Raw genomic sequence first — 21471 nt, 5'->3', positions numbered from 1 at the left:
TGTAGATCTACCATAGTATTTTAACCCATAGATTCTCTTCTTGTTTAAGCAACATTCAGAATCAAAGCATCCTTCATACGTAGTTCTTTCCGTTCTCCATCGTGTTCGACAATAAAATTCGTTTTGTCTTTCGATAAGTCTATAACTGTAAATATTCTACCTATGAGAAGAGAATACCAATCACGGTTGGAGGAAAAGGATTTCACAGCTACTTGATATGGCTTGTTGTAGGAAAGAAACAATTCCTCATTAACTTCCTTACTTCCATCAACATACTCCCAATCTGTCGGCAGATTAGCATCTCTAACAAGCTTGACAGCCTCATCAAAAGAAAAGGCATTAACCGAGATGACACCTCTCATCTCCCAAGTAACTGGGATATGATACGTTTTTTGTTCATCATTTGCCACTTGCGCTTGTCGTTCTTCGAAAAAATTGTTTTTCATATAAACGTCATCCTTTCAATAAGTAAATTCAATTTCCCTTGTATATAAAATTCCTCCTATTCTATGCAATAGGAGGAACCTTGATAAAATACTTCATTTAGTTGGTCTGTATCTTTTGCGCAGTTTCTCTACCCCATCTTCAAAAAGTGCATTTCCAATCCGATCTAAGTCCATTTTGTATTTCATGGCATCTAACGTTTCAAGTGTTTCCATCACTTTTGATTTAATGATGATCTCTTCCATTGCGTCATCACATACACAACGTCGTACATGGACAGAATCCTTTTTGTAATAGGAGATTTCGTCAATTACTTGTGTACCACAATAAGCACAATAGGTTTTACTTTGATAGGGATAAGTTGTGGAAGAGAGCAGGTTTTCTGTATGAATGAGTTCGTTGATATCTGGGAATAAGTTCATTGCCGTCATCCTCTCTTTTAAAATGTATATTCTTACGATAATCATTAGGTAAGAACTCTTCTATACTTTACGTGTCGAATGCCGTTTGATAAAAAGAAAAGAGACGAAAACTCAGATTCTCTTGATGAATCCTGATGTAGATGGATTCATCTATCCGAATGTGAAAGAGAACCAAGCCCTTGTAAATGAAAAAACAAGGCATGGGCATACCTTGTTTCTCAGGAGATGTGCAAATTGGCTTTCACAAAAGAAAAACGTATTGAAGAAAAAATCTTGTCTTTTTTTCATGATTGATGCTGTATTTTATAGAAAAGAAATCAATTTTACTACTCATCTAACTAAAAATCACGCAAAATGCCCAACATATTAAAGATCGCCTATATGTTGTTTCTATGTGTTGGTCAAAGCGTTATAAAGTTTCTTATGCAACACAAAGAAGAGATGATCATTAGACATGGATAAAGGGGAGGAACTTACCATATGAAGCATACCTTTTACGAGGAAAAATCGAGAGAATTTGATGTGAACAAGCACATGGATTTGTTGCTGAATGTTTTACAAAACAAACCGCTTGCTAAAAATCTCATCATACGTTGGAGCAAAATTATCCTTTCAATTTATAAAGAAGAAGGATATCCTGCTCCAATTGACTATCATCACGAGACGTATTCTTTCATTGTAAAATACACAACGGGATTCTTTGAATATGTTTTTAATATTGATATCGCAAACGAAATTATTTTTTCATCGAAAAAACAGCCTGTAGAAATGTCGATTCGAGAAGCGAAACAGTATGTCGACCTCGATAACTTACATGAAAACTCATTCACAAAGGTTGACAATCATCGAAACCCCATTATTCTAATCAAAAGCAAGATATTTGATCGACCACAATGCATAAACGGGAATCATCGTATTTTGGATGCCTATAAAAAGGGGCAAAGAACGATTTCGCTATACTGCCTGGAAGAAGCAGAGTGTCTTCCAATGATCAACACGAAATTGAGTAAAGCAATGTTTATGATGAATACTGATTTGAATATGGTTTTGTTCGAAAAGAATAAGCAACACACATCATTTCTTATTGAAGAATCTGCGAGATGGCTTTCAGAAACAAAGTGAGGTGAAAGAGATGATACCTGTTGAGAATTTAGAGGTTGGTAGAATATACAGTGGGAAAACTTATCCATTGCGAAAGATCACGGGTTTCTACAGAGTTCGTATGGGGAAGAAGGATATTAAAGTAACTAACAGGGAAAATGCAACGCTTGAGTATGTACGTGTGGATCCAGATGGAAACGTACTTGGAAAGCCATATCGTTGCGAAATAAAGACATTTTCGGAGTGGGCGAGTGAGATATTTGTAAGATCCAATAGCTGATAGTGAAAAAAGAACGCCAAGTTTTCTTGCGCGTTCTTTTTTCAGGGGTAAATGAGTTACTGTTTTACGAAATCCTTAATAAACTGTTCAAAGCGTCCTGATGATTGAAACAAATCATCAATCAATTTTTGGTCAGTTGGAAGTTCGAGTATCGCGAGATCATTTGCAAGCGCATCGAATCCATGCTTTTCGTATGCAGATTTCATGACGTTGTAGCATTCGTTAATAAATGAGACATCGCCCCATTTATGCCAAACGCATGTCGTTTTGTCATAGAGTACAGCAGGACTTTTTAGGGTTGCAATAACGTCGTTTTCATCACGAATTTGAACTGTTTTCATCAACTATGTCTCCTTCTTTGAAATAGAATGCGTATTCACCTGTTACTTTGATTTCTCTATTTTATTAGGCTTGATCCGTTTTAATAGAATCGTATTTATTAGGTGTAGATAAGAACAAAGACTAATACAAATATTGCTCTTTGATTTACATTCACTTGAAAAGATAGTTTATTGTTTTTGAGATGTAAAGTTCTTCGAATTTTGGTGGTAATCCAGATTGAGAAAGTACCTGGAGATCACTGTGGAACATGTGCATTGCCTTGCTCAAGTCATCATGCATCAAGTGTAAGTATTCATCAGTTAGTAGATAGTAGACGCTCAAATTCCTTTTAACACCTTTGTAAGCATCAGTGATTTTAAGATTACCACTAATACAAAACGGTTGATTGAATAAAGGTGATTCAAGAATGATAATAGGAGCATCTTTGTCGTTGTCTTCAAAACGATGGATAGGGTCAAGTTGTTGCTGATCAACATATTTGATGAGCTGGAGAGTTGGAATTTTGATGGTCTGAATATTGTTCTCATCAATAAAATGCTGATATTTCGATGGATCAAAGAGATAGGTGAAGTACCCCGTTGGAAAGCCAGCGATCATAGGGTATAGCCCATACGGAATGGATTCATTTTCAATATAATTTTTTTCCTTTTGAACTAATTCTTTGATGATTCGTCTCCATTTTACAATGACATCAACGTTAAAAGCGGTGTTCGGAACCATATCATAAGAAAGTTTCACATGTTTCATTGGATCCATATCATTTAATCGCATTTCAAAAGCGACTTTCATTTCAGATTGTGCAAGTATACCCATTTTATTACCTCCTATATTGATTATGACAATTCTATCCTACCAAATAGTAAATAATGGGCTATTGTTTTCAGGTCGAACCAGGTTCTATTAAACGAGATATTTTTTCGTTAAAATTTTCCATTTATCTGTTTACAAACAATTATGTCGATGATAAAATAATAAAATAAAAACGTTGACTATAGTGTTCTAATGAAGTCTTAATTTAATTGTAATACACTACATTGGCGAACACTCGTAGATGCATTGAAGTGGAATCAACAATAATGAATAAAATTAAAAAGGATGGTATCTCAATATGAAAACGTTGTTTCTTACTTCCGCTGAATTGACAGATGTTTTAACGAGTATTGCCACAAGTAACAATGAACAGCAACAAACAAAAGAATATCGTGTAGGTTTCTCAGAAAACCTTAGAACAGATGTCTTACATATCACAGGTGATGGTGAAACAGATGATGTACCACTCACAAATTTCATATCTCAATTAAATGAGTATTATCAGATTCATATCAAATCGTATGATGTTATTGAAGTTGGGGATATCGGTGATGGGTTTGCGTTTTTTTATAAGTAATCCTTTTGTAGCTAACATCTTGAATTCAAACTATTAAAAGTATTTAGTTTTAAAATTCATACAATTGTACAATAAGCCCTGATATCCAGGGTTTTTTGTTATTCGTCTTTGGAGATATTTACAAGAATTTCGTCGATTGGTATAATAGACCTATCACAAACGTGCGAACATATATTCCCCTCTTCATAGGTAGAATGATCCACATTCCGCCCATCTCACCCTCTCGATATAATTTTGGATGAGCGGAATTTTTATTCGCCTACAAAGGGAACAGATGTTCCTGTTTAATACTTGTGACACATGAGAGAAAAATCATTGAAATGTAGGTGACAAGATAATGAAACTACTATTTTTGACCCCATCTGAATTAACTCAAGCATTGAAGGAAATTATAAAACAACCAGACCAAACTCAGCTTTCCTGTGAAATTGGGTACTCTGAGGAATTAGATACAGACATCGTAAGTGTAACGACAAACAAGTATAAAGAGGATATTCCGATTCGTAATTTTGTACCGCAGCTCAATGATCGATACAATGTGAATATTCTTTCTTACGACGTTTATGAAGTCGGTGATTTTGGAGAAGGTTTTGCTTTTGCGATCAGTTGAAAAATGGTAACGTCATACAGAAGCCTCTATATGAGGCTTTTTCTTTATGTGTCAGAAAACTAAAGCTGTAAAAAATAATTTACATATGATACAATCTTCTTATAAGGAATTAGTAAGAGGGGGATATTCGTGTCCGAAAGTAGTGTTAATGTGAGGCACTTTTTAATCATAGCTTTAGGTGGAAATTCATTTTTACATTCATATATTGAGGATATCTATCAAGAAAGAAAATGGGAATATTATGAGTGTTATAGAAAAAGTAATATGTATAAAGATGCTCTTATTCCCCGACATACAACAAAGAATGAAGAGAAAATGAAGCAGGTTGCTGGTATTACTGAATGGTGTTATCAACACAACGATTTTGAAAAACTATACCGATTAATTAAGAAGGGTTACAAATTTGTCTATCAGTTTGTCCAGCAAAACCGAGTTCGTGGAGTCAACTTTGATCAATTCGAAGTTGCGTTTTTGAAACGGAACGGTGGTGTCGAAAAGGTTTCAGATCTTCAATTGTTTTATGGCGCTTCTGTCGCATTATACTTATGTCATAAAGAGCAGCTCCCATATGAATTAAATGGATATGGCAGAATGTTTCTTGATGCGATGAGGGACGTTACCTTTGAAATTGTGGCAAAAGAGTTTCGTTATTCAAAAGAAAATAAAGAGAAATTTAAGGATCGAATTAACGAGTTGTTTAAGCATTATGATATTCCTCGAAATATGAAACCTATGAGTATGGGGAAGTTTTTTGAATTGTTCATCGAAAAGCAGATGATGAAAAAAGGAGAAGAAAACCCATTTATTTCGCTTGAAAAAGCGAGACAGGAAGTCTTCAAAGAAGGTATTTCAAAATATATTGGATCAATTAGCAATTGGGTAAAGAATAACGGGATAAATGAAATGGATTTAACGGAAAGCCTTATCATAACGAAAAATGATGTAGAGACTGCTTTTCTTGATTTTATTATCTCAAAGCAATTTAATTCCAACCGTTTAACAGATGCTGATCGGGATTTATATATAGTTGCAATTCTGTATATACAAACGTTGGCATCTGTGTATTTGGACACAAAAAGACTGTACTTAGATGATTCACAAGAGCAACATTATATTGAGCTGAAGGAAATAGAAAAAAGTATTAAAGAGAAGGAAGAAATTCTTATTGAGCAAGAGCAGCGAATCCGATCCATTGAACAAAATCGCGTGGAAAGTATTAGCCTGCTTGAAGAAGAATTACGAAAAACGCAAAAAGCATTACAACAAACACAGATAGAGCTTGAGAAGCGGGAAGATCATTCCAAAGAAGTGGCTGCTTTGAGAGCATATGTGTACTCGTTAAACACGGAGGATTCTCTTACACAAGAATTAACCGTTGAACAATTGGTGAATCGGATTCAACAGAAGAAAGTGGCTGTTGTTGGTGGACACCCCAATTGGATTCACAAGATGAAAGAAGTTCTACCAGGGGTTTCGTTTGCTGAAGTAGAGGAGATTAATCGGGATTTGTCCTACATAGACAATGTGGATGTGGTTTTTGTCTACGCTACATTCTTCAATCATAAATTTTATAAAAAGCTGATGAAATATATGAGCAATAACAACACTCAATTGGTTTACCTTAGCGGAAAAAGCAATGTGGAGTTAACTCTAAGGGAAATGGAGCGAGCGATAAAATGAAAAGTCGTGAAGAGATCGATCAAGCTTTATGTAAGCACTTTGTAGATGAACAGTTCTTACTAATTGCAGTAAAAATATAAAGATGGAACGGAGAATGTCGAGTGCTTTGCAAGTGTTGATTTTTTAAATAGTTGTGTCGGGGCATTTGAAGAAGCTTGTCGAGTGGAGAGCCTAATCAGTTCTTCACTTGCGAATTCCAAGCAATGAAAATTCAATCTCTTCTTCTCTTAATGGGAATGTTTGTTAAAATCATAGAGGTAGTCTGATGAAACAACTAATAATGTGCATGAAAGATGATCGAGGTGTGTTTGGATGGAGTTTATTATAAAGAAACTACAACATCTCTCAGTAGGAGAACATTGGATCTACGGCAATGGATTTTCCGTTTATCGGGTGAACGCTGGATGGACCATTTATAAAAAGGGAGTACATGTGATTACAACCAGTAGTATTCATGATATTGCTAAAGAAATTAAACTGACCTTTATCGCAATCGAAGTGACAAATGCGGTTATGAGCAACTAACATGGCATGTGATTGTGAGAAGATCATATTTGTGAATGGGATAAAAGGAATGGATTTTTGGCTCAAACAAGACTTGCGGCTTAATTATGGTGAAAGGGGTGGTGAGTAGTGAGGAATTGTAATACTCTCATGCTATTCAATGGTGACGAAGTAACGTATAAAAAGGAAGGAAATCATGTGAAAGACCTGGTTGGAAGTGGTAGTGGTGATAGGATTTATCTACAGGGCGGTTATGGAATATATGGTAAGGATGTCCTTACTGTTACAGGTAGGGAAAACGATTCAGATTTATGGATCGATATATAACAGAATTGTAATGATGTTCAAACTCCTTTGCATTTCTCTTGCAAGGGAGTTTTTTATGAAGGAATCAGAAGCTCTACTCTGGATATTTATTAGTAGCATAGTAAGGGAGAGCGCTATAAGACCCTAAAAGTTTGACTATAGTATAGGATGCTTTATATATCAGGTGATTTTAATAATTTGTTGGTAAAGGAGAGTGTATATGCATCATCTTGATTTGTGGCGGAATGATCAAAAGAGAAAAAGGGATATGATGATAGCAAACGATATTGCTTTGCTCAATCGTCAATTGCAGGAGCTATTACATCGTATGATTCCCAAAATTGATCAAACAAAGTACCAGCAAGAAGCAGAGAGAGCGGGTTGTAGAAAGTTAGTGAAATGCACGATTTGGAATATTGCCTATCGAAATAACATGGAAAATCCAGATGTGGTATTATGCCAAGGACTCTTTATAGCTTACCTCTTAAATAGTGAGAGGAATCTTGAAGAAAAGAATCTCTATGTGCAAAAACTGGATGCACTTATGCGTCGATTTCGAAATATAGAATGGGCTAAATATCGGACGTATTTGCGCTTGAAAGGACAAGTTGCTTTTATTTGATAGTAAAGAAAATGGAGTAGAGGAAGTGAAAGGACATGGCAAGTAAGCCCAAAAGTAAAACCTATATTGTTCATCATAGAGGTCAAGCTCATCATGGCGGGTATACCGTCTTGGGAAGATACAAAATAGGAGCAAGAAATGAAAAAGAAGCAGAAAGCTTGTTGAGAAATGTCGTTGGAAAGCACGCAAAGGTAAAAGTATACTATGAAGAAAAAAATGAAGATATTCCACATGGAAATGTAACGAGAGAGTGTTAAAAGTGGATGGATCTGAGAAACATCTCAATATGAAAAACCAAGGAGTGTAGAATCATATGATGCACTATAAAGCAACCAATGAAATTTGGAGTCGTTTCCAGGAAATGAATATGCTTCATATGGATGTATGTACTGGAGAGGAAGAACAATCTAAATTCAATGATTATGTACTATTGCATGAAAAAGAGTTGAACCATCCGTTAATATTGGAGACAATATTGGAAAACATCGAATTAACGGTTGAATTTATCAAGGAAAACGAGGATTATTGCAAAGCAGTCTATCGGATTGTTTCAAAAACAAATTTTGAAGGTTCACAACCATCTTTTAGTTATTTTTTCAGAATAAAGCGTCTTTTGCAAATAGGCAAAGAACATGGTTGGCAGGAGGAATCATGATCGGAGGGGAATGCTTTGGATCGCTTTCTCTCAAAGAAGCAATGGAACAAATGATCGCTTCGAAATACTTTGTCGTAAGGTATTTGAAAGAGAAATCTGGAGTCTATCCACAGAAGCTTGAGGTTGGAAGGCGCTGGGGTATTCTGAATAATGAAGTCGTTAACCTCGATTTTGGATGAAGAAGGGGGCATAATGCATGGCAATGTTTGTAATCGTTGGAGGTAAAATGATGTCTCAATCTGATTTCGAACGGTTGTTGTTTCGAGATACAGAGATGAATCATAATGAGGTTCTTGGTTACAAAGGTGATGATAAGATTCGAGTTGTGATGAAAGCCCCGCTTCAACAAGCTGAAATCAAATTAATAGGAAAAGATCTTGAATCTATGCAAGCCATTGTTGGTGGAGATATCGATTGTATCCCACTTGGAACAACGAACTTAGATTTATATCATCATTCAACGGGGAAAATGGAGAAGTTGATGCCGAATTTGAAATATGAGGAAAACGGGAAAGTTCTTGATATTATGGTAGGCACAGTATTCGTCAGTAAGGTTCTCGATGGTGAAGAAGTAAGTCTTGCCCCACATGAATGTTTTCAAGCTATTACCGAGCTTGAAAAGTTATCAATCAAGTCAGCGAATGAAGCTCTTCACTTCAGAGTTCAAGTGGATCGGATGTACTAAAATCAATCATTTTATGAGGTAAACTAAAAGGAGTACAGAAAAAGCAGACCTTTCACGAGGTCTGCTTTTCATTATTCAACCTTATTGTTTTTCATCAAAATTTCGGTCCCAGCGTACAAATGCTATCATTTTTTTAAATTCCCTACTCGTGATCGTTCGACCATCTAAAGAGAATTTACAGTGTGTAGGAATTGTACCATCGGACAAATCTATCTCATCCAACGAGGAAACGGTAGTTTCATTTTTAATTGAATTGTTGATTTCTGCATCTATTGAAAGTGTCTGTCTATACATGTTCGCGTCTGTGATCCCAAGCAAATAATCGATGGAGACGTTAAAAATCGATGAAAGCTTCAATAGAACGTCACTTGGTATGTTTGTGATAATACCTCTCTCATAGTTTGATATATTTGCTCGATTCATACCCAACTTATCAGCCAATAGATCTTGTGACCACTTCTGATGATTTCTGAGGGCGACAAGTCTCTCTCCGAATGAAACCATCGACTCACTCCTTTTTACTAAATGGTAGCTGTTTATTTTTTTTGTTAATATGAGTTTTTTTTCTTGCTATAGAGTTTTCTTTTGAAGAGCATGTGAGAGTTCTTCCATCATTTGATTGTGATATTCTATCCATTCTTGTATAGAGACATTGCGTCTTTTAGCAAACGTCTCCATGTACTTGTTCACAGTCTTTTTAGGTTCTGTAAAACCTTTCAATGTCATCCCGGATGGAACCTTACCAAGAATGATAGGGTAGGTTCCAAAGTCAAAGAACAACTCTTCCTGCTTGATGCTAACGTCGACAACAGCTTTTCCGATTGTGATCCAAGCATGACTCCCAATATGTGCATTCCCCATCAGTCCCGCTATCCAGTTATTCGTCCTGGTTTCGTGATGATAATAGCCTTGAACATATTTCATTCGTTTTTCGTCCGCAATGTTGTTGTGGTAGAGCAAAGCATAGGTGATTATCGACATATGAACACAAAGTTGACCTTTTTGCTCATAATATAGAACTTCATCTATAAGTTCAGAAGGTAAATGATCTTTTCTATAGGCTTTCGCATTCTCAAAAATCTCCGAAAGATACGATATGATCGGCAAAAACTTTGGATGTCTGACAACTTCTTCAGGAAGGGATTCGCCTTGAAACAAATAAAAATCGGAAGACTGTTTTATTTCGCTGTACCAGTTTTTTCGGTGATGAGCAACCGTCTTCTTCTCGTAGATTTTCAAATTCGTTTCTGTTTCAAACAATCAGGAAACACCTGCTTTCCAAATGACAAAGTAGTTTCATTATATCATAGCAAGCCAAATAGTAAATGTAAAAAATAATTTACTAAAACACTAATGAATGATATAATTTGTATATGGAAACCACATTTCGTAAATGGATCGGAATTATTATGTACGGGGTGCCTCGTTTTCAGCATCACAATATCAAGGTGAGAGTCAGATGTTTAAATAACGATTGCGACAACTTACTTTCACAATTAACGAAAGGGGTAATTATCGTGTATGAAAAACCCTTGTGTGATTGTGGTGGAATATTAGTCTACTGGGTACAAGAAGCAATCACTATCACACGGAAAATCACCAAAAACGGTGGTTTTAGCAAATATGAACAAGTAGAAAGATGCGGAGAATCAACGCGGAACGACGAACGACTCAAGTGCGAGGATTGTTATCGACAATATGAGATTGATCGAGATAAGAAAGGTAGAGTTATTCGAGGACAAGATTGGGATTAAATCAGAAAATGTAATCTGATTACTGTTTCAAAATGATAAAGGAACTACTTTTGCATGGTTTGAAACGGAAGAGGAAATGGACAAGTTCACAAGTAACAATAAGGTTCATGTGATAGAGGGTTTAAAAATCAATGATGCGGAAGTAATACGTTAAGCAAAATAGTTATTGTGTACCAAGCGGAGAGCAGACCGTACTCGCCTGGATACATAATGCCAAAAAGATATATAAAAGGAGGTCAACAATGGCTGAGAAATGTGAATGGCATGTGTTGCACAACAAAATGTTAGAACAAGTTAGGATAGTCCGAGATATTACAAAATCATCTGAAGAAAGGCGACAGGCTCGCATGTGCTTCGATTTTTTTCAAGTTCAACGAAATGAAAAAGAGTGTAATTGCCGCCATTAAAAATAATGTGTAGTCAAGTAAACAATATACGGGGTTCCAAATGCGACAGAAGGAGTGAAGGATATGGAGATTACAGTAAACGAACAAGCTCAACGCTTTTACTTAGCATTTGATAAATGGAAGCCAGCAATTGGTCATGAAATTACAGTAGGAAAATACCGATTTTGCGCCATTCCATTGAAGGAAAATGTAAATGTCTCAGAGGTAACATCTGGTACGAAAATTTTCAACATACCAATGAATTCTGAGATTGTGATGTTAACAGAATCCAAAGAGAGTTCAATTAAGTTTCTTTATAAAATAGGCGAATCGTTAAAACGAATTGTTGAAAGGACTGATAATCTTGACGCACATCTGGATGAAATGAAAAAATCTGCATTTGAGCGTTTAGGGAAAATGCCACCAATTGAAAATTTTGATACGGATTGGATATTGGATGATGTAAGTGATGTTTTGCATTAAGGTTTCTGTACAAGGAAGTAAAGGGAATTCTGAATAGTAATAACGTGTGCCGAACGGAGAGTAAACCATACTCGCCTGGATTAAAATGTATGAGTTGAAAGGAGATGTTTGGTCAGTGAATTATGCAATCGAAATTTTGGAAAATGAGCTTGAATCCAATAACAGGTATATAAGAGCTTGCCAACATGAAATTGCTGAGTGCAAAGGCGGAGTGAACCTTTCGGAATCGTATAAAGAAAATACAATATCTGATAACACTCATCTTATGGCTCTTGTTATGAACAAGACGAGAGATATTGAAGATGCTTTGGTTGTACTGAGAAGTTCTAATCGTGTTTAGTTATCAAAATGCCCAGTATGAAAAGTTGGGGGAGTATCTCTATGAAATTAGAACAAAAAGTACATATAGTGAGGACTATTTGTTTAATTGCTATAGGTAGTTCGGTTTTATGGATGTTAAAATCTCTAACAGAATTTTTAGCGGGCGTTATGAAGTTATACAGTTAACAATATGCTCAGCATGTAAAGGAGTCGTTCCGATCATGTCGATTTTTGAGGTTATTGAAGAAGCAAAAAAAGATGGTTTTACACATGTGTATGACGGTGCCGTCACTCGGGACATTAAAACTTTCGAAGATTCATTGAATAAAATGAATGATTATACTTATGACTATGCTTTGGATTTAAGAGGGAACGTTTGTCGCTTAAAACCAGATGGGGAGGATGCGAGGAATATTTGTTTGTGGTTTGAAAAGCATTGATTTTACTTATTGCTCAATGTGTTAAATACCCTTCTTTGTAAGAGGGGTAAGGGATAATATCTATAAAAATGATTGGAGGTATACCGTTTGTTTGAGAGATGGGAAGATAGATTTTTATGGGCCACGTTGATCTTTATGGTTAATTTTTTGTTTCCGTCATACGGGATGGGCAATAGCCTTCAAATGAATGTGACATTCACCTTGATCTATGTTCTTTCTGACGATATAAGCAAGTGGGTTTGCGGATTAAAAAATCACTACATTACGATGAATCTGGCTTGGATAGTTGCTGTAGCTATGCTTGTGTCTTCTGTCTATATGTACATCTCGGCCACAGTCATTGCAGTCAAAGGTATTTTTTTCCTGTTCACCAACTATGGTGAAGAGATCAGCTCTGCCATTCTGTACACACTCGCAGCGTTTTTTGGAATTAGCTTCTTGGTAGCACAAGTTATGTTTTATAAGAGAGAGCAACATTAGGAGTGATTATATTTGGAACGCCTTGCCGATATTTTCGTGTTAATTATGATTAGTCTTTCAATATATGGCTCAGTCCTTACAAATAACTTGATCGTAAAGTACATCATATTTGGCATTCTCGTTGTCGGAGCAATTTTTTACTTCGTCTACTTACGACCAATGGTTAGGAAAAAACGAGGTCGATAGGTGTAGTATGTGGAACAAGCATTTTACAAAAGTTTGATCGAGAGTAACAGGAGCAATCCGCACTGATTACCTGTTGCCAAAAGGAATCAAACCGGAGTTCACGATCACCATTTCGCTAAGTTAAGTACTTTGCAAACTGTGTAGGATGATTCGTTTAGAAAGAAGGGTGATTAAATGTTAAGTAATATTATTGTTTTAGTAATGCAGCGTAGTGGGGTAAGGGCATTCTACGAATTTGGATCCTACAATGATTTCGATAATGAGTATGGGTATCTTAGCGCAAATACGTATCTCCAAGGAGCTGTTTTGAAGGGCAAGTTATGGGAGGAAAGCAAGAATTGGGACGATCTAAATAAAAAAATCAAAAGAATGCACTGGTGACTTTACTCAATAGTTAGGAAGTGAACTTGATGAGCAAGTCGGCAAAAGTAGTGCTGGACTACCTTATGGAAAATACGCCCTTCACAGCAAAGGGATCATTTATAGATCGCATCATGGAAATAGAAGGAGCTTACGAAACCATACCAGACGAAGTTATTGATGCCTATGAAGAACTGTCTAAGTATGAACTCTGGGAAATAATCAGAAAAGTTGCCGTTGAAGGCAAGCGTAGGAACGCTGTTTAACATAATAGTTATTGTGAATAGATCGGCTTGGAGAGTGAGTAGACATGCGAAAGGAAATTTGGGTAGATGTTCCACCACAACCTAAGAAAACTGCTCTACAACGTAGAGTAGAACGGTTGATTAATAAGGCTGAAAAACAAGGGTACGAGTTCAATGATCTACAGTTAGGTATGTTTAATGCTTTAGGTCGTGCGGATTGGGATGAAAAAAAAGTGAGCTGGCTTGTGCTTGAGCAGTTTGACCGACTTTATGCCAAGTTTTATCCATAAGACTATTATCTTAATAGTTACTGAGATAAAGGAGGAAAGGAGGATATAAATAAGATGCAAGATTTTCTGCGGTTCTACGATGAAATCACAAATGATTATCAGTGGTCTTTGAAAATTTATCATTCGAGTATTATGGATTGGCGTATAACCATCGGCTATAAAATGACACATCCAAAACATGGTGAAATCATAATTGATGTTCAAGATTGCGATATGCAATTAGTATTTGCGAAGGCACATGTTGCCTTAAAGGGATGGCTAAGAGAAAACAAGGGAGGGTATTAATTTTACTCAATAGCTAACGAGAATAGAGGTGAAATAAAATGAATTGTCCGAACGGAGGAGAGGACTTATAAAGAACATACAAAGCAAGTTGATGGAACGTGGAAATGCAATTGTTGTTAAGAAATCAAGAACATTCAATCTTAGTAGTTATGGAGGAAAGGTAATATGATTGCCAGCAATCGGGAAAAAAATTGGTATGGCAATATGACTGAAGAAGAAATTGCCTTGGTCTACAACGGTAAAGGAAATTATAAGGGATGGAAATGCGTTGAAGTGGGTTGTGGATTAGTTGCAATGAGTAACGGTTCTGAGGTAATTAAGGCTTATCGAGGAATGGAAGTGAAAAGTTGGGTTCCAGAGTGTTGGACTGAGTTAAAACAAAAAATAGATGAAATAACACAAAGTAGTTAGTGAAGTAAGAGGTGGATTTCATTGAACAGTTACGTGATTTTTCTTTCTACAGAATCAATTAGTTATCAGAGCAATGACTATGGATATTGGACAGGGAAGACCTACACAGTCCAAAGAGAGAAGTTCCCTATATGTGAAAAGTCCATTACAATCAATACGAAACGATTTACCAACAGAAAAAGAACAGAATCAGCAGCACAAAAACTGTTTGATTCTTGTCCAAAGGTGGGTTCGTGGAAAGTAGAAGAGGAAGAGGAAGCCCATGAGGAACAGTTGTAATATATTTGAGAGTATTTGCGAGGCGTGATCAACTAACTTGTTTCTCTTTATAAGAAGCGGATGAATGTATCCAGTAAGAAAAATCAAGGCTATCTGGAGACATGGTAAGCAGATTAGTGAAGTAGACTCAGCTTTCAGCACGCATAAATAGCATAATGTAATGAATCTGGTTCAAAATGGAATGTTGTTTATGATCGCAAAGGAAGAATCAAGTGAATGATTTTTACCTATTGTACAAGGAGGAAAGAGGATGAAAGATTTGATCGTTAAAGTTGCGTTTTCAGAAGATCATGTTGTGATGTTTGGAAACTCATATAAGCCTTGGGCAACGCAACTTGATGAGTATCTGTTTATTTTAAGACGTGATGGTAATTATCCATCTGGCGTATTATCTGTTCGAGTTTCTGATAGCCCTTGGGTTAAGTGGGGCGGTCTTAAATGGTGCCAGGAAAGTTTGTTTCAATACCAGCTAAATAGAGAGGGTTGTCAAGATAAAGACCCTGATAACCCTAATCCAAGAAAGTATAGTGAAATGGTTTTCAATGAGAATGGTGCTGTTACGAAAAAAGTCAAAGAAATGCTTGGCAATGTGCTCGCAGGGATCTATTGAATTTACACTTTGGTTAGCGGCATCCTATGTACTAATCGGTGCTCATAGGATCGGATATGAACAGCTTTAAGTATATTAGATTTTATAATAAAGGGGGAGCTTTAAGTGTTAAAACGAGATGAAATAGTGGTAGGTGGAATCTACTCAAACGGAAAGAAAGATCGATTTTATTCAGAACGGATGGTTCTAAATGTTAAAAATAATGAACGTTATCCGAAAATGAGTATCATAGAGTATGAAGTAGTGAGAGGTTATTCATCTCACCAATTAATAGATAGCAAAGGTTCGATGACAGTTGAATCGTTTTGTAAGTGGGCAGAAGAGCGATTGGATACACGCAAGGTCATTCCTATTCATTCTTTTGTTTTTGAATGTAACTGTGGCAATAAACTTGAAGCTGGTTTTCATTTGGTTGGTCAAACAGTAGAAGAGATCGACTGTGATTGCGGATTGTCCTGGACAATTCAACAGCCGCGTTGCGTACAAAAGCACATGGAGGAGTTTGCACAATGACAAAAGGACTTGTATACGTGGCAAGGTCGTAAGAGGTGGAATACGGTAGCGATTCGAAGGATGCTAAGCGTTATCTTGGATTTTCCTTAGAAATGATGTGGATGCATTCGTACAAGCCCTCATACAAGCATGCATTCGCAAATTTTTGCTTGAGAAAGTCATTGAGGTTAAAAAAGAAACTGTATTAGAGTCAACGAAGGAGGGACAAAGATGACATTAATAGAGAAAGCTCGAATATTTGCAACAAAAGCTCATAATGGACAAACAAGAAAAAGTACAGGGGCACCGTATATTGTACATCCGATTCGTGTAGCAACGATCCTCGAAGAAGCGGAAATGTCTCCTGTTGTGATAGCAGCAGGTTATCTTCACGATACGGTAGAGGATACGGATGTGACAATAGAGGCGATTCAATTTGAATTCGGGCAAGTTGTTTCTGATTTAGTTGCTTTTAATACGGAAGATAAAAGTAAATCATGGCAAGAAAGAAAAGAGCACACAATTGAACACCTCAAGTTCGCAACGCTTGAGCAAAAAGCTTTAGTTATCGCAGATAAATTTGCAAATTTACTGGAGCTGATCCAAATCTATCCAATACTTGGTGAGGATATATGGAAGTCCTTTAATCGAGGTAAAGAGGATCAGTATTGGTATTTTTCTGGTGTTGCAAAAAGTGGGAAAGAAAATCTTCCTTTAGACTTGATTCCTGCATTTTTCCTTGAGTATGAAGAGCAGGTAGAATTGTTTTTCAAGACAGGGGCTTAAAAATGTTGTTTGGCTATAAGTACATTTACTGGGATCTTTGTTAAGACAATCCAGATATCAGCTTCGAATAAAAAATAGGTTCTTTCGCTTTTAACCAAATCTATTCGACTCCCGAATACAACAGACTCTTATATAGGGTCTTTTTTTTATGAAACGTCAAACACGATTTGTTTATAAGTTTGGTCGATTTTAACTATGATGTAAAAATGTTTGGAAGGAGGGATCGATTATAGAACCGTTCATAAAAAAGATGCAAAGAACGATTTCGGAATTGAACAAGTGGCAGTCGGAACAAGTCGATGCACCCGAAGCTGTTAATCAAGCCGTAAATCATTACAGAAGGGAACTACTAACAGCTATTAAAGATTTGCAACAGCCAGATTATGAAGTGGATGACCGTGTAGAACTTGTATCCAGTAGTTATGAAGATGCAGGACTCTTTAGCGGAGACACTGGAATTGTGATTGATGTAAAATCAACGACTTTGACATCTGGGCACATGCAATATGACATTCGCGTTGAGTGGGATAAAGGAAGCGATGCCTGTTGGATAAGCGCAGAAGATTTCACAAAGATGTAATGCATGGTGCTTTCAACTCTGATGAATCAAAGAGGGATGAGATTGGACTATCATGTAACCAAAGAAGAAGAAGAGTAAATATGGATTGATATAGATCAACAACAGAGTTTGGTGTATTTGATAGTCAAACAAAAAAGCGCATGATGTAAATTACTTACGAAAAAGGTAAAACAGAAAATCAAAAGAACAAAAAGGGAGGTGTTACAAATGGTGACGATTCATAAATTGTTAAAATGGTGTTCCTTTGGACTGGAGGTTTTATTAGCAATTCCGATCCTGGGAGGAATCATCATCTTATCAAACGGATGGACTCCGCTTCTTGTTGCGGGAATTTTGCATGCAGTGGTCATAGTATTCTCCCTTGCAAATAAGCAGTATTCTGTAACAGGTAATATCGTAGGCATCATCGGATCTATTCTCGGCTTTATTCCATTTGTTGGATGGTTTTTTCATGCTGTTTCAACGATTATTCTCTTCTTCGAATCCATCTATGTATCACGAAAAAATACGAATGCAGACCTGTAACGAGGTCTGTTTTTTCTTGTTGTTAAATACTTATAAGAATGTTAAATCTCACAGCAATGTAGAAATCCAAAGAAGACTGAGAAGTCTGACATGACACATTTAGAAAAATTGGGATACGGGTTATTTTATAGAGAACAAGAGGGGAAATTTTACAAATGATTCACCGATGAAGAGAAAGTGAAAGTTTTCGATAAAGGTGAAAGCTTTGATTTCTTTGATTAGTTCACTATTATTAAGAGTGAAAGAGACATATAATCAAGGTATCAAAAATGAACAAAATACAAAAGGGGATGGAACTTGATGAAGGTACGCGTAAATCTGACTCAAGAGCAAATAAATGAAATTCATTCATTACTATGTGGCAGGGAAATAAGCAAGGAAATGGTGGAGGATAGAGTTAATACCTTTATTATCGCAACGCGTTTGAGAAAGATACGTTTGGAACGAAATGCAAGCATGGCGGACGTAACTGCAAAAACATCTATAACTTCATCAGCGCTTGATCACGTTGAAGCTCATCGTCGCAAACCATCATCTGCAATGTTAGTTTCCTTAACAGGGTTTTACGGAATAACGATTGAAGAGTTAATGAGAGAAGCAATGCCAGAGGAAATCGAAAATGTCATTCTTTTTTTTCGAGATGAGAAGCAAAGAAAAGAATTATTGGACAAAGAAGTTATGGAAAAAGAGAAATCTTTTGATGAGGAATAATGAAAAATGTTGAAGAATAGCAAGGCTTTAAAAGAGTATAGTAAAAGCACCTCTCTTTTTGTTTTCGAGGATTAAATACTAATGAAATAGGTTTCAACTGCATAAAAGAAACGGAACGTTGATATAGCAGGAGTATATTCTTTTATATTTAAGGAGGATGTTTAAAAATGCTATTTATGAAAGCTATCACACCTGTAGGAAAATGTGATTTTTGTCATAAAGAAGGTCGTTATTTGGAAGAGCTGAACGATAAACATGGTGATCATGTCATGAGTAAATGTTTATATGGTTGTGATGATTATCGTAGTATTCCAGAAGATTTTGTTGAAGAGATGGAGCTTGTATCTATTGAAGAAATTGAACGATCGAATAGTCATGATTCTAAATGGAAAGTTATCGTTAAGGTTGGAGAAGAAGTAAGTGAAATCAATGTTACGCGGTATTCAACTGAGACAGAAGAAGCACTTCGTAAGGCAGTTATGGATTGTCGAAACCGTCAGCAAATTGACTGGCTGAATAAACCTGTGTTTCATAATTAGGGTAGAATGTAAAAAGATTGTGGGGGAAAGGAATTTTACTGGGTAGATACATGAAGATTCACAGTGGTATATGATCTTTCATTATTAGACAGATAAATGAGGAGGCGTAGTGCATGTTTACAGTCATTTGTGCGCAATGTCAAAGTAATCAGGTAGAGGTTCAAAAGAGCATCAATGGAGTTTTTTTTGAATGTGAAAATGGACACCAAGCCGAACTGACTTATGATATGAATAATAAACCTGTGTGGGAAGATTATTCTTAGGGGGTATGCGACTTGTTTTACAAAGTCAAACTGAATACGAGTAACGGTAGTTAGAAGGAATATCTAAACGAAGGAAAAGAGTGGATTTTGGAGGCAACTGCTATTATTTTGATGGGGCGTCAATATCGCTTAGACAATAAGGATAAATGAAATTGATATTTAAATATTTTTCATGAGGAAGGAAGTTGGATGATAACAACTCCCTTCCTTATTGTTTTTTCGAAAGTTCTTCCATTAAATCTGATACGATGCGTTGTTGATTAACAGAGAGCGACGAAAAGAGATTGTAAAAGTCTATCATTTGTTTAGGAGGTAAATAAGGCTCTTTTTCATCCGTTAATCCTAATATGTAGTCAACAGATGTTTGAAAATAAAGAGCCATTCTGATTAACATGTCTTTATTTGGTGTATGTTGCTCTACTTCATAATGACTTACTGAAGCACGGGCAATGCCCAATTGTTCTGCTACCTCATCTTGTGATTTAGAACCTCTTAATTCCCTCAAGCGTGTTCCTATCATATACGATCTCCTGTTTGTTTTAATTTCTATACTATTGTATGGAAACAGGTGGCGCATTGTCAAACCTACAAAAAACATAACTTTATGCTTTGACAGAAACTGAATAGGAAAATTGGTGCATAAAACAAAGTATATGAATATGAACCATGAATCAGGAGTCTACAGTTACTTTGTAAACGATATTAAAAGGGGCGATGATTTGAGTGGAAAACTCAAGTTTAGGAGAAAAAATCCAATTTGTAGATAGTACTATGGCTACTACCATAAATATGTAATTGGAATCAGGGGTATATGCTTTATCGGTTCCAGTCAGGGGAGGTGTTTTGTTGTGTGCTTAGGAACACTATAGGAACACTATAGGAACACTATAGGAACACTACCTAAAGCCACAACCGACATGGTTTTATAAGGTTTCTAATAAGATGATGTTTCGTGAAACACCTGAGCATGTTGGTGTATGTCGTATTATGAAACAAACCCTGGTAACGAGTAGTTAATGAAAGCAAAGGTTGAAATAATAAAAGGTTGAGGAGTGAGTAATCATGAGTGTTCAAGACAAATTGCAGATGTTCCTGGATCAAGGTGCGGTTGGGGCATATTCTGGGGCAAGCAAAACCTTGGAATTGCTTTTTAGTGAAGGAAAGCCTCATTTGATATCGCGCTATTATCAATATGCCTCTTCGTGTGGAGATAATGGGAAGGTTCGCGGGATCGTAGATATTCTTCATGAGATAGATCGTTCCGATTTGTTAGAAGAAGTACCTACTCTATATACCGAGACAAATGCAACGCTTAGAAACCCAGTGGTTGTTGAAGGACAAGAGTCAGTTGAGTTATTTTTGGATTTGAAAGCTGGCGACTACAAGGTAATGCTTGTGATGGATATCATAAATCCGAAAGACTATAGTGAGCATTTCAATGTATATGTATACGACAAAAGCGGGAACATCATAAAAGCTGCTGATGGGTATGTTTACGACGAAGCGATGACCTTTACTGTAGGTGAATGGGAGTCTGGAGTTTGCAAGATTGACATTTGGACTTATCAAGGAAAAGGAACGATTCAAAAGGTACTTGTTGAACAATGGAAATATAAATCGAGCAGGTGAACCGTAACCGTAAGACCATTTCAGAATCGCATCAAAAAATGAGAGAAGCTGCCTGTTGATAGCTTCTCTTTTTGTATTGTCCTGCTATTTTCTCGCAAGGAAACGCATAAAACAAAAGATGATTTTAGAAAAAAGGCATATTTTTATATTTTTGAGGAGGGGATTGTTATGTCATCTACCAGGAAGACAAAGTTTCTTTGTATGGGTACAGCTATTTTGCTTAATGCTGTGATTTCTGTTCATCCACCTGACATGGGCGCTGCGGTTCTCTGGCATGTTGGAATTCGTGCTGTGTTTACAATTTGGCTGTACACATTGTTGGGGATGTTATTCTTCCGCGATGAGATTGAAAAAGGAAAGTTATTTTAATTGGATTTA

36 protein-coding genes are annotated in these 21471 nt (G+C 36.4%); 29 read left to right on the top strand and 7 right to left on the bottom strand.

The window, feature by feature from the left end:
- Positions 1-44: 44 nt before the first annotated feature.
- The gene (locus tag ACFVS2_RS20670; protein WP_390237134.1) at positions 45-446 is read right to left on the bottom strand and encodes a hypothetical protein; all 402 of its coding nucleotides are present in this window, start codon (positions 444-446) and stop codon (positions 45-47) included.
- 93 nt (positions 447-539) lie between these two features.
- The gene (locus ACFVS2_RS20665) at positions 540-911 is read right to left on the bottom strand and encodes a hypothetical protein (protein ID WP_390237132.1); all 372 of its coding nucleotides are present in this window, start codon (positions 909-911) and stop codon (positions 540-542) included.
- Between the two features lie 435 nt (positions 912-1346).
- Here ACFVS2_RS20665 and ACFVS2_RS20660 point away from each other — a divergent pair, with 435 nt between their 5' ends.
- Entirely contained in the window at positions 1347-1988 is a 642-nt protein-coding gene (locus ACFVS2_RS20660) for a hypothetical protein (RefSeq protein WP_390237130.1), read from the top strand.
- Between the two features lie 315 nt (positions 1989-2303).
- Here ACFVS2_RS20660 and ACFVS2_RS20655 read toward each other — a convergent pair whose 3' ends face one another.
- Both ACFVS2_RS20655 and ACFVS2_RS20650 read right to left on the bottom strand, forming a co-directional pair.
- A complete protein-coding gene (locus ACFVS2_RS20655) occupies positions 2304-2588 on the bottom strand; it encodes a hypothetical protein (protein WP_390237128.1) in 285 nt (94 codons plus the stop codon).
- Positions 2589-2739: 151 nt separating this feature from the next.
- A complete protein-coding gene (locus ACFVS2_RS20650) occupies positions 2740-3402 on the bottom strand; it encodes a hypothetical protein (RefSeq protein ID WP_390237126.1) in 663 nt (220 codons plus the stop codon).
- Positions 3403-3697: 295 nt separating this feature from the next.
- Between ACFVS2_RS20650 and ACFVS2_RS20645 the strand changes: the two genes are divergently transcribed.
- The 9 genes from ACFVS2_RS20645 to ACFVS2_RS20605 all read left to right on the top strand — a co-directional run bounded on the left by ACFVS2_RS20645 (position 3698) and on the right by ACFVS2_RS20605 (position 9038).
- A complete protein-coding gene (locus ACFVS2_RS20645; RefSeq protein ID WP_390237124.1) occupies positions 3698-3976 on the top strand; it encodes a hypothetical protein in 279 nt (92 codons plus the stop codon).
- A 337-nt stretch (positions 3977-4313) separates the two neighbouring features.
- Entirely contained in the window at positions 4314-4586 is a 273-nt protein-coding gene (locus ACFVS2_RS20640) for a hypothetical protein (protein WP_390237122.1), read from the top strand.
- Between the two features lie 129 nt (positions 4587-4715).
- A complete protein-coding gene (locus tag ACFVS2_RS20635) occupies positions 4716-6266 on the top strand; it encodes a hypothetical protein (RefSeq protein ID WP_390237120.1) in 1551 nt (516 codons plus the stop codon).
- A gap of 312 nt (positions 6267-6578) precedes the next feature.
- Positions 6579-6791, top strand: a complete 213-nt coding sequence (locus ACFVS2_RS20630) for a hypothetical protein (RefSeq protein ID WP_390237118.1) — start codon at positions 6579-6581, stop codon at positions 6789-6791.
- A 505-nt stretch (positions 6792-7296) separates the two neighbouring features.
- On the top strand, positions 7297-7698 hold the full coding sequence (locus ACFVS2_RS20625; protein ID WP_390237116.1) for a hypothetical protein: 402 nt from the start codon (positions 7297-7299) through the stop codon (positions 7696-7698).
- A 35-nt stretch (positions 7699-7733) separates the two neighbouring features.
- On the top strand, positions 7734-7955 hold the full coding sequence (locus ACFVS2_RS20620; protein WP_390237114.1) for a hypothetical protein: 222 nt from the start codon (positions 7734-7736) through the stop codon (positions 7953-7955).
- Between the two features lie 56 nt (positions 7956-8011).
- On the top strand, positions 8012-8353 hold the full coding sequence (locus tag ACFVS2_RS20615) for a hypothetical protein (RefSeq protein ID WP_390237112.1): 342 nt from the start codon (positions 8012-8014) through the stop codon (positions 8351-8353).
- The gene (locus tag ACFVS2_RS20610; RefSeq protein ID WP_390237110.1) at positions 8350-8532 is read left to right on the top strand and encodes a hypothetical protein; all 183 of its coding nucleotides are present in this window, start codon (positions 8350-8352) and stop codon (positions 8530-8532) included. The genes ACFVS2_RS20615 and ACFVS2_RS20610 overlap by 4 nt, the downstream gene beginning before the upstream one ends.
- A gap of 17 nt (positions 8533-8549) precedes the next feature.
- On the top strand, positions 8550-9038 hold the full coding sequence (locus ACFVS2_RS20605; protein ID WP_390237108.1) for a DUF3846 domain-containing protein: 489 nt from the start codon (positions 8550-8552) through the stop codon (positions 9036-9038).
- Between the two features lie 81 nt (positions 9039-9119).
- On the opposite strand, the gene ACFVS2_RS20600 is transcribed toward ACFVS2_RS20605, so the two are convergent.
- Positions 9120-9542, bottom strand: a complete 423-nt coding sequence (locus tag ACFVS2_RS20600; protein ID WP_390237106.1) for a helix-turn-helix domain-containing protein — start codon at positions 9540-9542, stop codon at positions 9120-9122.
- A gap of 66 nt (positions 9543-9608) precedes the next feature.
- On the bottom strand, positions 9609-10298 hold the full coding sequence (locus tag ACFVS2_RS20595) for a hypothetical protein (protein ID WP_390237104.1): 690 nt from the start codon (positions 10296-10298) through the stop codon (positions 9609-9611).
- 964 nt (positions 10299-11262) lie between these two features.
- On the opposite strand from ACFVS2_RS20595, the gene ACFVS2_RS20590 reads away from it, so the two are divergent.
- The 17 genes from ACFVS2_RS20590 (at position 11263) to ACFVS2_RS20510 (ending at position 19464) form a co-directional block, all read left to right on the top strand.
- Positions 11263-11661 carry a hypothetical protein gene (locus ACFVS2_RS20590; RefSeq protein WP_390237103.1) on the top strand — a complete coding sequence of 133 codons (399 nt, stop codon included), beginning with the start codon at positions 11263-11265 and terminating at the stop codon, positions 11659-11661.
- 115 nt (positions 11662-11776) lie between these two features.
- Entirely contained in the window at positions 11777-12001 is a 225-nt protein-coding gene (locus ACFVS2_RS20585; protein ID WP_390237101.1) for a hypothetical protein, read from the top strand.
- Between the two features lie 202 nt (positions 12002-12203).
- Positions 12204-12422: a hypothetical protein gene (locus ACFVS2_RS20580; RefSeq protein WP_390237099.1), complete on the top strand. Its 219-nt coding sequence runs from the start codon at positions 12204-12206 to the stop codon at positions 12420-12422.
- An 87-nt stretch (positions 12423-12509) separates the two neighbouring features.
- Positions 12510-12902 (top strand): hypothetical protein, encoded by a 393-nt coding sequence (locus ACFVS2_RS20575; protein WP_390237097.1) that lies wholly within the window; start codon positions 12510-12512, stop codon positions 12900-12902.
- A gap of 596 nt (positions 12903-13498) precedes the next feature.
- Complete coding sequence (locus ACFVS2_RS20570; RefSeq protein WP_390237095.1) at positions 13499-13714, top strand: hypothetical protein; 216 nt, start codon at positions 13499-13501, stop codon at positions 13712-13714.
- Between the two features lie 44 nt (positions 13715-13758).
- A complete protein-coding gene (locus ACFVS2_RS20565) occupies positions 13759-13983 on the top strand; it encodes a hypothetical protein (RefSeq protein ID WP_390237093.1) in 225 nt (74 codons plus the stop codon).
- A gap of 54 nt (positions 13984-14037) precedes the next feature.
- A complete protein-coding gene (locus ACFVS2_RS20560) occupies positions 14038-14268 on the top strand; it encodes a hypothetical protein (protein WP_390237092.1) in 231 nt (76 codons plus the stop codon).
- A 165-nt stretch (positions 14269-14433) separates the two neighbouring features.
- On the top strand, positions 14434-14679 hold the full coding sequence (locus ACFVS2_RS20555; protein WP_390237091.1) for a hypothetical protein: 246 nt from the start codon (positions 14434-14436) through the stop codon (positions 14677-14679).
- 21 nt (positions 14680-14700) lie between these two features.
- Positions 14701-14958 (top strand): hypothetical protein, encoded by a 258-nt coding sequence (locus ACFVS2_RS20550; protein WP_390237090.1) that lies wholly within the window; start codon positions 14701-14703, stop codon positions 14956-14958.
- A 250-nt stretch (positions 14959-15208) separates the two neighbouring features.
- Positions 15209-15568: a spore protein H gene (locus ACFVS2_RS20545; protein ID WP_390237089.1), complete on the top strand. Its 360-nt coding sequence runs from the start codon at positions 15209-15211 to the stop codon at positions 15566-15568.
- Positions 15569-15673: 105 nt separating this feature from the next.
- The gene (locus ACFVS2_RS20540) at positions 15674-16081 is read left to right on the top strand and encodes a hypothetical protein (protein ID WP_390237087.1); all 408 of its coding nucleotides are present in this window, start codon (positions 15674-15676) and stop codon (positions 16079-16081) included.
- 210 nt (positions 16082-16291) lie between these two features.
- Positions 16292-16846, top strand: a complete 555-nt coding sequence (locus ACFVS2_RS20535; protein WP_390237085.1) for an HD domain-containing protein — start codon at positions 16292-16294, stop codon at positions 16844-16846.
- 271 nt (positions 16847-17117) lie between these two features.
- Positions 17118-17426 (top strand): hypothetical protein, encoded by a 309-nt coding sequence (locus ACFVS2_RS20530; protein WP_390237083.1) that lies wholly within the window; start codon positions 17118-17120, stop codon positions 17424-17426.
- A 207-nt stretch (positions 17427-17633) separates the two neighbouring features.
- The gene (locus tag ACFVS2_RS20525) at positions 17634-17951 is read left to right on the top strand and encodes a hypothetical protein (RefSeq protein ID WP_390237081.1); all 318 of its coding nucleotides are present in this window, start codon (positions 17634-17636) and stop codon (positions 17949-17951) included.
- A gap of 300 nt (positions 17952-18251) precedes the next feature.
- The gene (locus tag ACFVS2_RS20520; protein WP_390237079.1) at positions 18252-18662 is read left to right on the top strand and encodes a helix-turn-helix domain-containing protein; all 411 of its coding nucleotides are present in this window, start codon (positions 18252-18254) and stop codon (positions 18660-18662) included.
- Positions 18663-18829: 167 nt separating this feature from the next.
- Positions 18830-19201 (top strand): hypothetical protein, encoded by a 372-nt coding sequence (locus ACFVS2_RS20515; RefSeq protein WP_390237078.1) that lies wholly within the window; start codon positions 18830-18832, stop codon positions 19199-19201.
- A gap of 113 nt (positions 19202-19314) precedes the next feature.
- Positions 19315-19464 carry a hypothetical protein gene (locus ACFVS2_RS20510; protein WP_390237077.1) on the top strand — a complete coding sequence of 50 codons (150 nt, stop codon included), beginning with the start codon at positions 19315-19317 and terminating at the stop codon, positions 19462-19464.
- Positions 19465-19672: 208 nt separating this feature from the next.
- Here ACFVS2_RS20510 and ACFVS2_RS20505 read toward each other — a convergent pair whose 3' ends face one another.
- Positions 19673-19984 carry a helix-turn-helix domain-containing protein gene (locus ACFVS2_RS20505; RefSeq protein ID WP_390237076.1) on the bottom strand — a complete coding sequence of 104 codons (312 nt, stop codon included), beginning with the start codon at positions 19982-19984 and terminating at the stop codon, positions 19673-19675.
- A gap of 542 nt (positions 19985-20526) precedes the next feature.
- Here ACFVS2_RS20505 and ACFVS2_RS20500 point away from each other — a divergent pair.
- Together ACFVS2_RS20500 and ACFVS2_RS20495 are read left to right on the top strand one after the other, a co-directional pair.
- The gene (locus ACFVS2_RS20500) at positions 20527-21093 is read left to right on the top strand and encodes a hypothetical protein (protein WP_390237074.1); all 567 of its coding nucleotides are present in this window, start codon (positions 20527-20529) and stop codon (positions 21091-21093) included.
- Positions 21094-21261: 168 nt separating this feature from the next.
- Positions 21262-21462, top strand: coding sequence for a hypothetical protein (locus tag ACFVS2_RS20495; protein ID WP_390237072.1), 201 nt, complete (start codon positions 21262-21264; stop codon positions 21460-21462).
- The last annotated feature ends 9 nt before the right edge of the window (positions 21463-21471 follow it).

The sequence above is a fragment of the Brevibacillus sp. NPDC058079 genome, from assembly GCF_042885155.1.
Classification (GTDB): domain Bacteria; phylum Bacillota; class Bacilli; order Brevibacillales; family Brevibacillaceae; genus Brevibacillus.
Note: the sequence above shows the minus strand (reverse complement) of the source record. Positions and strands in the feature narration are given on the sequence as shown.

Bases quoted from the DNA above. Each gene is read 5' to 3' on its own strand.
- ACFVS2_RS20565 (WP_390237093.1), top strand. From the start codon at position 13,759: ATGCGAAAGGAAATTTGGGTAGATGTTCCACCACAACCTAAGAAAACT.
- ACFVS2_RS20525 (WP_390237081.1), top strand. From the start codon at position 17,634: ATGGTGACGATTCATAAATTGTTAAAATGGTGTTCCTTTGGACTGGAG.
- ACFVS2_RS20555 (WP_390237091.1), top strand. From the start codon at position 14,434: ATGATTGCCAGCAATCGGGAAAAAAATTGGTATGGCAATATGACTGAA.
- ACFVS2_RS20660 (WP_390237130.1), top strand. From the start codon at position 1,347: ATGAAGCATACCTTTTACGAGGAAAAATCGAGAGAATTTGATGTGAAC.
- ACFVS2_RS20615 (WP_390237112.1), top strand. From the start codon at position 8,012: ATGATGCACTATAAAGCAACCAATGAAATTTGGAGTCGTTTCCAGGAA.
- ACFVS2_RS20665 (WP_390237132.1), bottom strand. From the start codon at position 911: ATGATTATCGTAAGAATATACATTTTAAAAGAGAGGATGACGGCAATG.
- ACFVS2_RS20670 (WP_390237134.1), bottom strand. From the start codon at position 446: ATGAAAAACAATTTTTTCGAAGAACGACAAGCGCAAGTGGCAAATGAT.
- ACFVS2_RS20590 (WP_390237103.1), top strand. From the start codon at position 11,263: ATGGAGATTACAGTAAACGAACAAGCTCAACGCTTTTACTTAGCATTT.
- ACFVS2_RS20625 (WP_390237116.1), top strand. From the start codon at position 7,297: ATGCATCATCTTGATTTGTGGCGGAATGATCAAAAGAGAAAAAGGGAT.
- ACFVS2_RS20495 (WP_390237072.1), top strand. From the start codon at position 21,262: ATGTCATCTACCAGGAAGACAAAGTTTCTTTGTATGGGTACAGCTATT.
- ACFVS2_RS20645 (WP_390237124.1), top strand. From the start codon at position 3,698: ATGAAAACGTTGTTTCTTACTTCCGCTGAATTGACAGATGTTTTAACG.
- ACFVS2_RS20600 (WP_390237106.1), bottom strand. From the start codon at position 9,542: ATGGTTTCATTCGGAGAGAGACTTGTCGCCCTCAGAAATCATCAGAAG.
- ACFVS2_RS20630 (WP_390237118.1), top strand. From the start codon at position 6,579: ATGGAGTTTATTATAAAGAAACTACAACATCTCTCAGTAGGAGAACAT.
- ACFVS2_RS20620 (WP_390237114.1), top strand. From the start codon at position 7,734: ATGGCAAGTAAGCCCAAAAGTAAAACCTATATTGTTCATCATAGAGGT.
- ACFVS2_RS20500 (WP_390237074.1), top strand. From the start codon at position 20,527: ATGAGTGTTCAAGACAAATTGCAGATGTTCCTGGATCAAGGTGCGGTT.
- ACFVS2_RS20510 (WP_390237077.1), top strand. From the start codon at position 19,315: ATGTTTACAGTCATTTGTGCGCAATGTCAAAGTAATCAGGTAGAGGTT.
- ACFVS2_RS20545 (WP_390237089.1), top strand. From the start codon at position 15,209: ATGAAAGATTTGATCGTTAAAGTTGCGTTTTCAGAAGATCATGTTGTG.
- ACFVS2_RS20655 (WP_390237128.1), bottom strand. From the start codon at position 2,588: ATGAAAACAGTTCAAATTCGTGATGAAAACGACGTTATTGCAACCCTA.
- ACFVS2_RS20640 (WP_390237122.1), top strand. From the start codon at position 4,314: ATGAAACTACTATTTTTGACCCCATCTGAATTAACTCAAGCATTGAAG.
- ACFVS2_RS20505 (WP_390237076.1), bottom strand. From the start codon at position 19,984: ATGATAGGAACACGCTTGAGGGAATTAAGAGGTTCTAAATCACAAGAT.
- ACFVS2_RS20560 (WP_390237092.1), top strand. From the start codon at position 14,038: ATGCAAGATTTTCTGCGGTTCTACGATGAAATCACAAATGATTATCAG.
- ACFVS2_RS20610 (WP_390237110.1), top strand. From the start codon at position 8,350: ATGATCGGAGGGGAATGCTTTGGATCGCTTTCTCTCAAAGAAGCAATG.
- ACFVS2_RS20650 (WP_390237126.1), bottom strand. From the start codon at position 3,402: ATGGGTATACTTGCACAATCTGAAATGAAAGTCGCTTTTGAAATGCGA.
- ACFVS2_RS20520 (WP_390237079.1), top strand. From the start codon at position 18,252: ATGAAGGTACGCGTAAATCTGACTCAAGAGCAAATAAATGAAATTCAT.
- ACFVS2_RS20580 (WP_390237099.1), top strand. From the start codon at position 12,204: ATGTCGATTTTTGAGGTTATTGAAGAAGCAAAAAAAGATGGTTTTACA.
- ACFVS2_RS20515 (WP_390237078.1), top strand. From the start codon at position 18,830: ATGCTATTTATGAAAGCTATCACACCTGTAGGAAAATGTGATTTTTGT.
- ACFVS2_RS20570 (WP_390237095.1), top strand. From the start codon at position 13,499: ATGAGCAAGTCGGCAAAAGTAGTGCTGGACTACCTTATGGAAAATACG.
- ACFVS2_RS20535 (WP_390237085.1), top strand. From the start codon at position 16,292: ATGACATTAATAGAGAAAGCTCGAATATTTGCAACAAAAGCTCATAAT.
- ACFVS2_RS20605 (WP_390237108.1), top strand. From the start codon at position 8,550: ATGGCAATGTTTGTAATCGTTGGAGGTAAAATGATGTCTCAATCTGAT.